The sequence below is a fragment of the Zongyangia hominis genome (assembly GCF_014385095.1).
Classification (GTDB): Bacteria; Bacillota; Clostridia; order Oscillospirales; family Ruminococcaceae; genus Zongyangia; species Zongyangia hominis.
This window is the reverse complement of sequence record NZ_JACRTC010000007.1, coordinates 1-12111: the sequence shown is the minus strand read 5'-3', so window position 1 is coordinate 12111 and position 12111 is coordinate 1. Positions and strand designations below refer to the sequence as shown.

At 58.1% G+C, this 12111-nt stretch carries 14 protein-coding genes, 2 other RNA genes and 1 pseudogene; 7 read left to right on the top strand and 10 right to left on the bottom strand.

Translation table 11 applies throughout. The features are described 5' to 3' along the window. Position 1 precedes the first annotated feature (1 nt). The gene (locus tag H8709_RS09785) at positions 2-670 is read left to right on the top strand and encodes an aspartate/glutamate racemase family protein (protein WP_262398194.1); all 669 of its coding nucleotides are present in this window, start codon (positions 2-4) and stop codon (positions 668-670) included. 43 nt (positions 671-713) lie between these two features. On the opposite strand, the gene H8709_RS09780 is transcribed toward H8709_RS09785, so the two are convergent. The 7 genes from H8709_RS09780 to rlmD form a co-directional block, all read right to left on the bottom strand. Then, positions 714-1448 carry an ABC transporter permease gene (locus H8709_RS09780; RefSeq protein WP_262398193.1) on the bottom strand — a complete coding sequence of 245 codons (735 nt, stop codon included), beginning with the start codon at positions 1446-1448 and terminating at the stop codon, positions 714-716. After that, the gene (locus tag H8709_RS09775; protein WP_262398192.1) at positions 1445-2179 is read right to left on the bottom strand and encodes an ABC transporter ATP-binding protein; all 735 of its coding nucleotides are present in this window, start codon (positions 2177-2179) and stop codon (positions 1445-1447) included. The genes H8709_RS09780 and H8709_RS09775 overlap by 4 nt, the downstream gene beginning before the upstream one ends. Then, positions 2176-2409, bottom strand: a complete 234-nt coding sequence (locus tag H8709_RS09770) for an AbrB/MazE/SpoVT family DNA-binding domain-containing protein (RefSeq protein ID WP_262398191.1) — start codon at positions 2407-2409, stop codon at positions 2176-2178. The genes H8709_RS09775 and H8709_RS09770 overlap by 4 nt, the downstream gene beginning before the upstream one ends. Before the next feature lie 179 nt (positions 2410-2588). Further along, positions 2589-3371, bottom strand: a complete 783-nt coding sequence (locus tag H8709_RS09765; protein ID WP_262398274.1) for a nitrilase-related carbon-nitrogen hydrolase — start codon at positions 3369-3371, stop codon at positions 2589-2591. An 85-nt stretch (positions 3372-3456) separates the two neighbouring features. Beyond that, complete coding sequence (locus tag H8709_RS09760; RefSeq protein WP_262398190.1) at positions 3457-3786, bottom strand: branched-chain amino acid transporter permease; 330 nt, start codon at positions 3784-3786, stop codon at positions 3457-3459. Then, positions 3783-4490: an AzlC family ABC transporter permease gene (locus H8709_RS09755; protein ID WP_392391678.1), complete on the bottom strand. Its 708-nt coding sequence runs from the start codon at positions 4488-4490 to the stop codon at positions 3783-3785. The genes H8709_RS09760 and H8709_RS09755 overlap by 4 nt, the downstream gene beginning before the upstream one ends. Before the next feature lie 71 nt (positions 4491-4561). Next, the gene (gene rlmD / locus H8709_RS09750) at positions 4562-5947 is read right to left on the bottom strand and encodes a 23S rRNA (uracil(1939)-C(5))-methyltransferase RlmD (protein WP_262398189.1); all 1386 of its coding nucleotides are present in this window, start codon (positions 5945-5947) and stop codon (positions 4562-4564) included. Between the two features lie 360 nt (positions 5948-6307). On the opposite strand from rlmD, the gene ffs reads away from it, so the two are divergent. From ffs to ssrA, 6 genes are all read left to right on the top strand, one after another. Further along, positions 6308-6407, top strand: an RNA gene (gene ffs, locus H8709_RS09745) — signal recognition particle sRNA small type. A gap of 84 nt (positions 6408-6491) precedes the next feature. Further along, a complete protein-coding gene (gene dnaX, locus H8709_RS09740; RefSeq protein WP_262398188.1) occupies positions 6492-8093 on the top strand; it encodes a DNA polymerase III subunit gamma/tau in 1602 nt (533 codons plus the stop codon). Between the two features lie 110 nt (positions 8094-8203). Then, entirely contained in the window at positions 8204-8554 is a 351-nt protein-coding gene (locus tag H8709_RS09735; RefSeq protein ID WP_262398187.1) for a YbaB/EbfC family nucleoid-associated protein, read from the top strand. A 41-nt stretch (positions 8555-8595) separates the two neighbouring features. Next, positions 8596-9195: a recombination mediator RecR gene (gene recR / locus H8709_RS09730; protein ID WP_262398186.1), complete on the top strand. Its 600-nt coding sequence runs from the start codon at positions 8596-8598 to the stop codon at positions 9193-9195. A gap of 53 nt (positions 9196-9248) precedes the next feature. Continuing rightward, positions 9249-9716, top strand: a complete 468-nt coding sequence (gene smpB, locus H8709_RS09725) for an SsrA-binding protein SmpB (protein ID WP_262398185.1) — start codon at positions 9249-9251, stop codon at positions 9714-9716. A gap of 30 nt (positions 9717-9746) precedes the next feature. Next, positions 9747-10090, top strand: a transfer-messenger RNA (tmRNA) gene (gene ssrA, locus H8709_RS09720). Between the two features lie 112 nt (positions 10091-10202). On the opposite strand, the gene H8709_RS09715 is transcribed toward ssrA, so the two are convergent. The 3 genes and pseudogenes from H8709_RS09715 to H8709_RS09705 form a co-directional block, all read right to left on the bottom strand. Further along, positions 10203-10373 carry a hypothetical protein gene (locus H8709_RS09715; RefSeq protein ID WP_262398184.1) on the bottom strand — a complete coding sequence of 57 codons (171 nt, stop codon included), beginning with the start codon at positions 10371-10373 and terminating at the stop codon, positions 10203-10205. Between the two features lie 39 nt (positions 10374-10412). Continuing rightward, positions 10413-11359, bottom strand: a pseudogene (gene mobV, locus H8709_RS09710) (MobV family relaxase). A gap of 154 nt (positions 11360-11513) precedes the next feature. Further along, positions 11514-11969 carry a cysteine-rich VLP domain-containing protein gene (locus tag H8709_RS09705; RefSeq protein ID WP_449354554.1) on the bottom strand — a complete coding sequence of 152 codons (456 nt, stop codon included), beginning with the start codon at positions 11967-11969 and terminating at the stop codon, positions 11514-11516. Between the last annotated feature and the right edge of the window lie 142 nt (positions 11970-12111).

Sequence of the window (12111 nt, the reverse complement as noted above, 5' to 3'; positions counted from 1 at the left end):
TATGGAAGCGTATCCTTTCACCGTGGGCCTCATCCGGGTGATCACTTTGGAGCGGGAGGAGGACCGGGACTGCCACGGCAGGCTCATCATGGAGTATTTTCCCGAACTGCGGGTCATTTCCCGCTGTATCCCCGACCAGCCGGAGGGGGTGCACAGCCCCGAAACGGAGGCGCTGGCCGCACCCAAGATCGTGGCGCTGGCCAAAGAACTCCGGGAAGAAGGGGCGGACATGATTTTGGTCAGCTGCGCCGCCGACCCGGCGGTGGAGGACATCCGCACCCTGGGTATCCCAGCCATGGGCGCGGGGGAATGTACCGCGGCAGTGGCCGGGCGCTACGGCAAGCGGGTGGCGGTGCTGGGCATCACGCCCGACGCGCCGAGTGCCTTCGAGAGACTTCTCGGGGAGGGCCTCATTGACGCCTCCATGCCCGACGGCATCCGTTCCACCCTGGACCTGCAGACGCCCGAGGGACGGCAAAGCGCCGTCGACAAGGCGGCCTGGCAGAAGGCGCAGGGGGCCCAGGTGATCGCGCTGGCCTGCACCGGGATGGCCACCATCGGCCTGGCGCCGGTGCTGGAAAAGGAGCTGGGGCTCCCGGTCATCGACCCGGTGCTCTGCGAGGGGCTCTTTGCCAAGCTGGAAATGCTCCGGCGGGACCTATACAGATAAAGAAAGCGGCGGGGACAGTAAAAGTCCCCGCCGATTTTTTGTCTCAGTTTTTCATCTTCCGCCGGAAGACCCATACGGCCCCGGTATAGAGGAGCGTCGCGTAGCCCAGCACCCAGAGCAGATGGGGCCCGATGGCGGCGTAGTTGCCCGCGATGGCGTACTTGACCGTGTCCACCGCGTGGGCGAAGGGAAGCAGATAGCAGACGGTTTTAAACGCGCCGCCCACGAGGGCGAGATCGAACCAGGTGCCGCTCATCCAGGCGGCCACGTTGACGAGGATGGAACTGATACCGCCCACCTGGGTGTAGGTGAAAAAGCTGCCCAGCAGAAGCCCCATCGCGATAAAGAGAAGGGAGACGGGCAGGAGCATGAGAAGCCCCGACAGCAGATGGATGTTCAGCGTGAGCCCAAAGAAAAGGGCGGTGCCAAAACAGACGGCCCCTTGCAGGAGGGCGATGGGGAGGAAGGGAAGGGAGTAGCCAAGGATATAGTCGCTCCCTTTGAGTGGGGAGGCAAACAGGCGCATGAGGAAGGAGGTGTCCCGGTCCTTGGCGATGAGCATGCCGAGAAAGAGGGAGATAAAGGACAGGCCGAACACCGCCATGCCCGGGGCAAAGCCCTGGATGCCGAAGACATCGTTTGGCATATCGGGGAGACTGCGCTTCATTAGAGAGATGAGCAGGATGAGCACCACGGGGAACCCGATGCCAAAGAGGAGGGTCAGCGGGTCCCGGGTGACTTCCTTACGGGTGCGCGAAGCAAAAGCCAGGCTCTTCATGCCGACACCTCCTCTGTATCCGTCAGCTGGAGGAAGGCCTCTTCCAGCGTGGCCGCGCCGGTCTGGCGCTCAATTTCCTCCACCGTGCCCACCACCCGCATCCGGCCTTCGTGCATGATGCCGATGCGGTCGGCGAGCGCCGCGGCCTCCTCTAAGTAGTGGGTGGTCAGGACGATGGTGATCTTCCCCTTGAGCCCCTCGATGAGCTTCCACAGGTCCCGCCGGGCCCGGACGTCCAGGCCCAGGGTCGGCTCGTCGAGGAAGAGGATCCGGGGCTCAGAAATGAGGGCCATGGCGATGCTCAACCGCCGCTGCATCCCACCGGAGAGGGCCTTGGTCTTCTCCTGCGCCCGGTCGGCGAGGGAAAAGGCGGCCAGCATTTCGTCCGCCCGCTCGTTTGCCTGGGCCTGGGAGGCCCCATAGAGCTGGGCCATAAAGACAAGATTCTCCCGCACCGAGAGCTTGGGGGCCACGGCCGTCTCCTGGGGGGAAACATTGATCATCTCCTTGACGGCTCCTGTCTCCCTGACGATACTCCTGCCGTTGAGCCGGGCGTCGCCGCTGGTGGGCGCGCAGAGCCCGCAGAGCATGCGGATGGTGGTGGTTTTACCCGCGCCGTTTTGGCCGAGCAGGGCGAAAAGCTCCCCCTCGCCGATGGAGAGATGGAGATCGTCCACGGCGGTGCGTTCGCGAAAGCGCTTGGTGAGTCCTTCGATGGCGATGCCGGTCATACTTCTTCCTCCGTGTCCCCTTCGGGCTTCTGGGCTTCCAGGATGGCCTTGGCAAACTGCATGAAATGGTCGTTTTTGACGATGGCAATGCCCTGGTCGATGTCGCCGAGCAGGAGCAGGGTGTCGCCGGGGTGGATGTCGAACACCTCCCGGGCCTCCTTGGGGATGACAATCTGGCCCCGTTCCCCCACCTTGGCGGTCCACGCGTACTTTCCAGCCGGTTTGTTCATGAAATACACCTCCTATGTGAAAAATATGATCAGTATGAATTGTATGATTTGTTATCCAAATCATACGCCTGACGGAAGAGATTGTCAAGAGAAAAACAAAGGAAATATTGTCCCTGGGGCCATGGAGCGCGGGGAACAAAAAAACGGGAGGAAAAGCACTTGCTTTTCCTCCCGTAAAATTATCGGTAGAGGTCGGGGCGGCGATGATCGAGATAGAGGGAGACGCTCCTCTGTGCGCCAAGGGCCGCCGCCAATAGGGGAACGGTGAGCAGATGGTCCCCGGGGGCAAAGTGCTCGGCCATCACCTGGCCGTCCGGGTCAAAGGCCATGGCCCCGCCGGAGAAGGCGAAGCCCCTCCCCGAGTCCCCCGCGGCGTTGCAGCACCCCACATAGACCCCGCAGTCCAGCGCCCGGGCGGCCAACGTCACCTTCCAGCGCTCCCGCCGCCGGGCCGCGGCCATGGGGGAGGCGTGGGGATAGAGGAGGACTTCCGCGCCGGCGTGGGCCAGGGTGGAGGCGACCTCAGGGAAGCGCGCCTCCCAGCACAGGGCCAGTCCCACCTTGGCTTTCGGGGTGGAGAAGACGGGCAGCGCGCCGCCCGGAGCATAGAGGGGGGCCTCTCGGTGGCCCAAATGGGTCTTGCGGTAGCAAAAGACCCGTCCGTCCGGCAGACAGACTAACTGGCTGAGAAAGGGGCGTCCCTGTGGGTTATGCTCGGTGAGTCCGGCGCACACCGTCATGCCGTAGGAGGCGGCCAGCCGGGAGAGGGTCCCGCTGGCGGGCCCGGGAACGGGCTGGGCGAGCTCCGCCGCATCCGGGTGATAGCCGGTGATGGAGAGTTCAGGAAAGCAGAGAAGGTCCACTCCGCTTCCCGCCGCTTCCCGGCAGAAGTCCGCCATCCGCCGTAAGTTTTCATCCACGGCGCCGGGGCGGGAAACCATCTGGACCAGCCCCAAAATCATGTCTTTCACGGCAGAAACCTCCTTTTGCAGAAAGCGGGCGCACCCGGCCAAAAGCTGCCGCGCGCACCCGCCGGTGTTTGATAGATTAGAGGAAGACCAGCTGCACCAGCACCATATAGAGCACTGTGCCTCCGGCGATGGAGAGGAGCATGTTTCGCTTCCACCAGTGCAGCGCCGCCGTGGCTCCGATACCGATTAGCTCCGGCAGCCCATAGGGCCAGGAGAGCACCGCCACATCCTTGAGACAGTAGACGACCAGCAGGCCGATGACGGCACAGGGCAGCACCTTGCCCAGATATTTAATTACCTTGGGGGTGGGCTTGTCGGCGGGGAAGAGGAGGAAGGGGAGAAAGCGGGTGACCATGGTGCCCAGCACCACGGCCGCCACAGTGAGAATGGTCTGACCTAGGCTCATGACTCCTCCACCTCCATCCTCTGTTCCAGGCGCTTTTTAAAGAGCAGGAGCAAAATGAGGATGAGCGCCATGGCGGGGACGATGAAGTTCCCGGAGCCGAAGGCAATCAGGCACAGCGCCGAGGCCGACACCCCCACAACGGCGGGCAGGTGTTCCTTCTGGGAAAACCACTGGTCCAGGAAGATGACCACAAACAGGGCGGTCATGACAAATTCGATGCCCTCGGTGCTAAAGTGGATGAAAGAACCCAAAAGCCCGCCCAGGGTGGAACCTATAAACCAATAGCAGTGGTTGAGCAGGGTGACGAAGAACATGAACCATCCCTTGTCCACCTGGGCGGGGGGCTGGACGGAACAATTGATAGAGAAGGATTCGTCACACATGCCGAAGATCAGGTACCATTTCTTTTTGCCGGTGTCCCGATACTTGTCCAGCATAGAGATGCCGTAAAACAAGTGCCGGGCATTGACCATCAGCGCCAGCGCAAAGGCGTGGAGGGGATGAAAGGGGGAGACTAAGAGTCCCACGGTGACAAACTCCATGGAGCCGGCAAAGATGGTGATACTCATGAGCATGGGATAGAGAAAGGAAAAGCCCATGCTGTTCATATAGATGCCGTAGGCGAGGCCCAGAAAGGTGAAGCCGGCGCAGATGGGCACGGTATAGGGAAAGGCGGCGCGAAACGCCCTCATTTTTGTTTGCATCGGTCGATTCAGTCCTTAAGTTCTTATGGTTAATTATTATGGTTAATTATAAAGAGGGAATGCGCGGAGCGTCAGCGGGAAGGGGGTTCTTCCTCCCCAACTTTTGTAAGCAGGATGACGCATTCCACATGGGTGGTGCGGGGGAACATATCCACCGGGCGCACCCGGGTGACCCGGTAGCCCTTTTGGGCAAAGAGGGCGCAGTCCCGCGCGGCGGTGGCGCTGTTACAGGAGACCATGACCACCCGGTCCGGACCCATGGAGGCGACGGCCTCAATGGTGGCCGGATCGCAGCCCTTGCGGGGCGGGTCGAGGACCACCACGTCGGGGGTAAGCCCTTCATCGAGCAGCGCCTTGGCGGCCTTGGCGGCGTCGGCGCAGAGGAAGCGGGCATTTTTGATACCGTTGAGGTCGGCGTTGCGCTTGGCGTCGTCGATAGCCTCGGGGACGATTTCCACCCCGATGAGGCTCTTGACCTGGGAGGCCATGCTCAGGCCGATGGTGCCCGCGCCGCAATAGAGGTCCAGGAGGGTCTCTTCCCCTGTCAGGGAAGCAAAATCCCGGGCGGTCTCATAGAGGGCCTGGGCGCCTTCCCGGTTGACCTGGTAGAAGGAGAGTGGGGAGATAGAAAAGCGCATGCCGCACAGGGTGTCATGAATGGTGTCGCTGCCCCAGAGGGTGCGGCACTGGCGGCCCAAAATCACGTTGGTGGGCTGGGAATTGACGTTGATGACAATGCTTTTTATTTGTGGAAAGCGCTCGGTTAGGGCGGCGACAAACTCCTGGGCGTGGGGCAGGCGGGGATTTTGCAGCACAAAGCAGACCATGATTTCCTCGGCATGCGCGGAAGAGCGCAGGTAGATATGCCGCAGCAGCCCCCGGCGGGACACCTCATCGTAGGCGGGGATATGGTGGTATTGGCAGATCTGCCGGATGGTGTCCACGATCTCGCCAAAGACGGGCGGCTGCAGGTCGCAGGCCCCGCCGTCGATGATGCGGTGGCTGCGCTTGGCGTAAAAGCCGATGCGCAGTTCTCCGTCCTCCCCTTCGGCCACCGGGTATTGTGCCTTGTTGCGGTAGCCGCTCTGTTTGGGGGAGGGGAGGATGGGCTCCCACTGGGCCTCCCTGACGCCGCCAATCCGGCGCAGATTCTCATAAACCCAGTTTTGCTTGATGCGCAGCTCCGCCCCATAGGAGATATGGCGCAGACTGCATCCGCCGCACTGGCGGAAGACCGGGCATCCCGGTTCCACCCGGTCGGGGGAGGGGGACAAAGCCTGGGCCGCGATGCCATAGCTGTAATTCTTGCAGGTCTTGACGATCTTCACCTTGAGGCGGTCCCCGGCGGCTGTGCCCGGGACGAAGACAGCCATGCCTTCATGGCGGCCCACGCCGTTTCCATCGGTGGAGATATCGGTGACGGTAAGTTCGATGACATCGTTTTTTTGCAGTTCCATTTTTCCCTCGCAATCTGTGTTCCGTAACAATGACGGGGTGCTCTCACGGTCATCGCGCTGCTGTCGTTTGACAGCGGGCGAGCCGGCCGATGAACGCTCCGGGGACAGTGTAAAGCTTTTTGTCCGCCGTGGGCGCGTAAAATTTAAGCAGAACCCTCTCTTCTTATTTATTATTATTTTAACATACTTGGGGAAATTAGAAAAGGAGGAGGGGACAGGAAAGTGAGAAAAAAGAGTTGAACTTTCTCCCCTTTTATATTATAATAATATAGCTCATCCAAATTGGAGAGTTTTAAAGAAAATAAGAATGGTGGGATTGCCCACCGGGGCAGGGACATCCATGCATTTCGTCATGCGGACATGCGGGTCCTGTGCGACAGAGCGCCGTGAACCATGTCAGGCGGGGAACCGAGCAGCATTAAGCGGATTTCTTTGTGTGCCACAGCAAAGCCTGTATGTCCGTGTGACCAAGTGTATGGTTAGATCGGGTGGACCGATGGTTTCCTGCTCTTTGTCATATCCAAAAAGAAAAAGGAGGGGTCGTATGTATCAGGCGCTGTACCGCAAGTACCGGCCCCGGGTCTTTGAGGATGTGGTGGGGCAGGAACATATTACCACCACCTTGCGCAACCAGGTGGAGGAGGGCAAATGCGCCCACGCCTACCTGTTCACCGGCTCCCGGGGCACCGGCAAAACGACCTGCTCCAAAATATTGGCCAAGGCGGTCAACTGCCTCTCCCCAAGGGACGGCGACCCCTGCGGCGAATGCGAATTGTGCGTAGGCATCGACGAGGGGTCGGTGCTCGACGTGGTAGAAATCGACGCTGCCAGCAACAACGGTGTGGACAACATCCGGGAACTGCGGGAGGAAGCGAATTTCACCCCCGTCAAAGCGGGCTATCGGGTCTATATCATCGACGAGGCCCACATGCTCAGTGTCGGCGCCTTTAACGCGCTGCTCAAGATCATGGAGGAGCCCCCCTCCCATGTGCTGTTCATCCTGGCGACCACTGAGGTCCACAAGGTGCCTGCCACCATTGTGTCCCGCTGTCAGCGCTTTGACTTTCGGAGAATCCCCAGCGAGCTGATCGCGGGGCGGCTGCAATATGTGGCCGGACAGGAGGGCATCTCCCTCGACGAAGAGGCGGCCCTTTTCATCGCGCGGCTGGCCGACGGCGGCATGCGGGACGCCCTCTCCATCCTGGACCTGTGCTCTTCTTACAGCACTCAGGTGGACACCCAGGTGGTGGTGGCCGCCTCAGGGCTTGCGGGCAGCGAGCAGATTGAAAATCTGGTGCAGGCCCTGGCCCGCAAGGACAGCGCCGCGGCGTTTTCCCTGATCGACGAGCTCCACCAGGGTTCCTCCGACTTTGAGCGGGTCTGCGACCAGCTCATCGGCACCCTGCGCAACTGCATGATGATCAAGGCCGTTCCCAAGGCCCAGGAGCTGGTGGTTACCACCGGCGAGCACTACGAGCGCCTTGCCCTCCTCGCGAAGGAGCTTTCCATGGAGGATCTGCTTTCCACCATGGAAATTTTGCAGGAGACATTGGGCAGGCTCTCCCGGGCGAGCTCCAAGCGCACCGAGTTTGAGATGGCGGTGGTCAAGATCACCTTGACCCGGCCCCCCCAGGCTCCCGCCGCCGGTGCGGCAGTACCCGCCGGCGCGCTGGAAGAGCTGCAAAACCGGCTGGAACGGCTGGAAACCATGGTGGCAAGCGGCGTCCCGACGGCAGGTGTGACCTCACTTCCTCCCCGCGCGGTCAAAAAACCGGCGTCTGAGGCATCGGACATCGTGCCGGAACACATGGAGCAGATGCAGCAGCTCGACTGCTGGGACCAGGTGATGGAACGGCTGCAGGGGGCGAACCCGGCGCTGCACGGCGCCCTTAAGGATTCAAAAGCCTATGTAAAGGGGGACATCGTCCTCATCGACGCGCCGGACGAATTGTTTGTCAAGCTCATCCGGCAGTCGGAATACACCAAGGAGAGCCTGCGCGACGCCCTCAAAGCCCAGACGGGAAAGAAATACCGGCTGGGTCCGTATAAAAAGACGGTGCGGGAGGAGCGGGAAGAGGATCCCCTCAAACAGCTGGAAACCATGGCGCAGCAGGCGGGCATTGACGTTTCGGTCACGGGACAGTAAAATAGTAATATCCGTTTAAAGCGGATGATATTTGGATAATAAAAGCCTTGCCCGTCAGACAACGGAAAGGCGGGAATAATGAGGAAACCCTAGGATAGGAGGAACAAGAGATGAAAGCAAGATTACCACAGGGATATGGCGGAGGCCCCGGCGGCAATATGAACAACATGCTCCGGCAGGCCCAGAAAATTCAGGAGGATATGGCCAAGCTCCAGGCGGAATTGGAGGAGCGGGAATACACCACCAAGGCCGGCGGCGGCGCGGTGGAAATCACCATCACCGGCAAGAAGGTGGTCAAAGCCATCACCCTGCAGCCCGAGGTGGTGGACCCGGAGGACATCGAGATGCTCCAGGACCTGATCATCGCCGCCGTCAATGAGGCGATCCGCAATGTGGAGGACGTCCAGACCCGGGAGATGGAGAAGATCACAGGCGGGCTGTCCATGCCGGGCATGCTATAATCTGCGAATGGCCTTGGGGGCCGGGAGGATGAAAATACACGATGGCCTATAACGTTTTACCACTGACTAAGCTCGTCGAGCAGTTTGAGCGCCTGCCCGGCATCGGCCGGAAATCGGCCCAACGCCTGGCGTTCTATGTGTTGGGGCTGCCCAAGGAGGAGGCGCTGGCCTTTGCTTCGGCCATCACCGAGGCCCATGAAAAAATCCGCCACTGTGCGGTCTGCCAGAATCTGACCGATGCACAGACCTGTCCCATCTGCGGCAATCCCGCCCGGGACCAGAGCACCATTTGTGTGGTGGAGGACCCCCGGGACGTGATCGCCTTCGAGCGAACCAAGGAGTATCACGGGCTTTACCATGTGCTCCACGGCCTGCTTTCCCCCATGGAGGGAATCGGCCCCGACCAGATTTACATCAAGGAGCTGCTGGCCAGACTGCAGGACGACACGGTTCGAGAGGTCATCATGGCCACCAATCCCACCGTGGAGGGGGAGGCCACGGCCATGTACCTCTCCAAGCTCATCAAACCTCTGGGGGTTAAGGTGACCCGGCTTGCCTACGGCATCCCGGTGGGCGGCAATTTGGAATTTGCCGATGAGGTCACCCTTTACCGGGCGCTGGAGGGCCGCAGCGAAATCTGACAGGATTTTTTGGGTCAAGTGACTTATACTAGAAGAGAGAGGGGGGACAGGCCATGGCGGAAAGCAAGGGGAGCGCGACCATCGCGCTCAACCGGAAGGCGCGCCACGATTATTTTGTGGAGGACACCTATGAGGCGGGCATCGAGCTCTTTGGCACGGAGGTCAAATCCATCCGCCAGGGTCAGGTCAACCTCAAGGACAGCTGGTGCGACATCGATAACGGAGAGATGTTCATCAAAGGGATGCATGTCAGCCCCTATGAAAAGGGGAATATCTTTAATAAGGACCCCCTACGGGTCCGCAAATTACTGATGCACCGCAAGGAGATCAATAAGCTGTTTGGCTTAGTCAAACAGCAGGGCTACACCTTGGTTCCGCTGTCTCTGTATTTTAGAGGCTCCCACGTGAAGGTGTCGGTCGGCTTGTGCCGGGGCAAGAAGCTCTATGACAAGCGGGACGACATGGCCAAACGGGACGCCAAGCGAGACATGGACCGGGCCATGAAGGAAAGAAACCGGTAGATAGTAGTAACGGTAGAAAATCTCTGATAGGGGGGCGTAACGGCTTCGACGGGGATTTTGAAGTGTGAGCAGCGAGTAGAGGTTCGGACCCTCTTTAAAAGCCGAAACTTTTAAATTAAACGCAAACGATAACGTAGCGTACGCAGCTTAACTGCTGCCGTCTAGCCCAGTAGTACCACGGACTGAGCATAGGCGTCGATGAGTGGTTCCTGTGTCCATCGAGTTCCTCGGCTTTGGACACACACAGGAGGATACTAAGGTCCGCAGCCTTTCTGCCGGCGGCTGACTGAGGGAATGTAAAGGACAGAATGCACTCGGAGAAACTTGCATGGAGAGATTTTCGGACACGGGTTCAACTCCCGTCGCCTCCACCAAATGAACATTACACGAATACCTATTATTTCAAAGGCGGTTTTGCCGTATTGGTGTGGCTGTAATGTCAACAACAGAAAGCAGGGGTCAAGGTTTGTGCCTTGACCCCTACTTTTACTTTTTATGCTTTTCTTGTGCCCCCTGCCACTCTGCGAACTCTTGCTGCCCTTGTTCGCTGTCGTAGTATTTGCGTATTTCTGGGACAAGGAAACGGGCAAAGGATTCTATGATGGACTGCGGAAGCTCAATATCATATTGATCCTGCCGGATTTCCTTATCTGCCATAGCGCATATCTCCCGAATATTCAATTTTCAAGGTACAAATCAATCTCGTTCTGCCCGTCCTTTCTGCGGTGTGTACCGCTGCTGTATTTCCCGCCACACTTCCGGCGGGATTTTGCTTATGAACTTCCGTAGCTGTTCGTTTTCCTGCTTGAGCTTTGCCGCTTCAAGCTGTTTTTTGATACTACTGTCGTCTTTGACTTTTTCTTTTAATCCCTCATTTTCCTGCGTCAGATAATCAATGGTCGCTTGATACTTCTTGACCTGCCCCAGATGAGCTTCCAAACGAGGAAAGAACTTGTCCAGCATAGCAAGGGCTTCCTCCCGCTTCTTCCCGGCGTTCATCATGGTAATATCGGAGACTGCCTTTTCAATAGCCTTTTGCTGCTTGATGAGGCTGACCGATTGCTTGAACAGCCATGTTGGAATGTGCTTGCGCTTGGTGACAAGCGCACTCTCGCCCCGTTTAAGGATTGGAAACTGCTTTTTCATGTGGGTGTGAAACCCGTCCTGCCACTTGGAAAGCTGCGCCCGGTTTCCTAAAATCTCCTTTGCTGACAAGCGCCCGTCCTCGGTGATCGGGGTAAAGCAAAGGTGCAGATGGGGCGTCTTTTCGTCCATCTGTACCACAGCGGAGAAGATATTGCCCTTGCCGATCTTTTTTCCCATAAAGGTAACGGCCTCTGTGAAAAAGGCTTTGATCTCGGCTTTCTTTCTTCCAATGAAAAACTCCGGGCTGCGGTGATAAGGGTATCGACAAATATGGTGCTGTCTTTGCGGGTCTTGCACCCTGCCTCTTTGATACGGGTGTCTATCTCCTGCCGATACCGCCTGTCTGGCTTGATAATATGAAAGTTGTCCTTGCTGCGGGTGGTGTCAACGTCCGGATTGCTGGCGTATTTTTCTTTGGCGCGCTCATGGCGTGCCTCCAACGCTCCGGCCGGTCCCGCCTTGTGCTTTGCAAACCGTAGGATTGCGTATTCTGCCATTTGCCTCCTTTCCCATCCCTTCCTTCCCGAAAATAGCTTGGATAGGATTGGAATGGATAAGAGATAAATTAATCTTTTTATCTCTGTATTTCTATATACCGTCTGATTCTCGTACTTCAAGAGGAATGATTATCGTACTTCATGGGTACGGTTTTCAGCCCTCTGGCGTTCCATAGTCGGATTTCAAGAAATTGGAGCTTAAAACCGCCTCATAGAATTTAGGGTAAATGCGGTTGGGTTTTCCACAGCCCTGCTTTTTAATGTCGATTAGCTCCGCATATTGCAGCTCCCGCAAGGTGTTGACCGCCTTTTGTTTCCGTAGGACGGTTTTGGCGCACACCTCGCAATATTTGGCGTTGTTGGAGGATGAGATAAAGGCTTTGCCGCATACGGTACAGCGTTTGACATCTTGAGGCTGGATAACCTCTGCATATAGCGTTTTGTCTGCCGGAAGTATGGCGTTACGAAACCATTTGCAGAGAACAGAATAGGAAATACTCTGCGGACAAACGCATTTGCCATCGTCCAACGCAATACAGTTGCCGTTATCATAATTGCAGCAGGTTTTTCGTATCAGCGCATTTGCCAGTCTGCGTTGCTGCGGCGTCATTCGTGGGAGCAACCTGTTTCACCCCTATTACAATAAATTTGGACAGGGAAGCCGGGCAGCCAGTCCGGTTTCCCTTCCATCTCGTGCCTAAGCTACAATGAGAGGAGCAACTGGCTGACCATTCACTCCTTGGGCTTCTATG

Bases quoted from the DNA above. Each gene is read 5' to 3' on its own strand.
- rlmD (WP_262398189.1), bottom strand. From the start codon at position 5,947: ATGGAACTGCAAAAAAACGATGTCATCGAACTTACCGTCACCGATATC.
- H8709_RS09775 (WP_262398192.1), bottom strand. From the start codon at position 2,179: ATGACCGGCATCGCCATCGAAGGACTCACCAAGCGCTTTCGCGAACGC.
- H8709_RS09780 (WP_262398193.1), bottom strand. From the start codon at position 1,448: ATGAAGAGCCTGGCTTTTGCTTCGCGCACCCGTAAGGAAGTCACCCGG.
- H8709_RS09770 (WP_262398191.1), bottom strand. From the start codon at position 2,409: ATGAACAAACCGGCTGGAAAGTACGCGTGGACCGCCAAGGTGGGGGAA.
- dnaX (WP_262398188.1), top strand. From the start codon at position 6,492: ATGTATCAGGCGCTGTACCGCAAGTACCGGCCCCGGGTCTTTGAGGAT.
- H8709_RS09755 (WP_392391678.1), bottom strand. From the start codon at position 4,490: ATGCAAACAAAAATGAGGGCGTTTCGCGCCGCCTTTCCCTATACCGTG.
- smpB (WP_262398185.1), top strand. From the start codon at position 9,249: ATGGCGGAAAGCAAGGGGAGCGCGACCATCGCGCTCAACCGGAAGGCG.
- H8709_RS09785 (WP_262398194.1), top strand. From the start codon at position 2: ATGGAAGCGTATCCTTTCACCGTGGGCCTCATCCGGGTGATCACTTTG.
- H8709_RS09735 (WP_262398187.1), top strand. From the start codon at position 8,204: ATGAAAGCAAGATTACCACAGGGATATGGCGGAGGCCCCGGCGGCAAT.
- H8709_RS09705 (WP_449354554.1), bottom strand. From the start codon at position 11,969: ATGACGCCGCAGCAACGCAGACTGGCAAATGCGCTGATACGAAAAACC.
- H8709_RS09760 (WP_262398190.1), bottom strand. From the start codon at position 3,786: ATGAGCCTAGGTCAGACCATTCTCACTGTGGCGGCCGTGGTGCTGGGC.
- H8709_RS09715 (WP_262398184.1), bottom strand. From the start codon at position 10,373: ATGGCAGATAAGGAAATCCGGCAGGATCAATATGATATTGAGCTTCCG.
- recR (WP_262398186.1), top strand. From the start codon at position 8,596: ATGGCCTATAACGTTTTACCACTGACTAAGCTCGTCGAGCAGTTTGAG.
- H8709_RS09765 (WP_262398274.1), bottom strand. From the start codon at position 3,371: ATGATTTTGGGGCTGGTCCAGATGGTTTCCCGCCCCGGCGCCGTGGAT.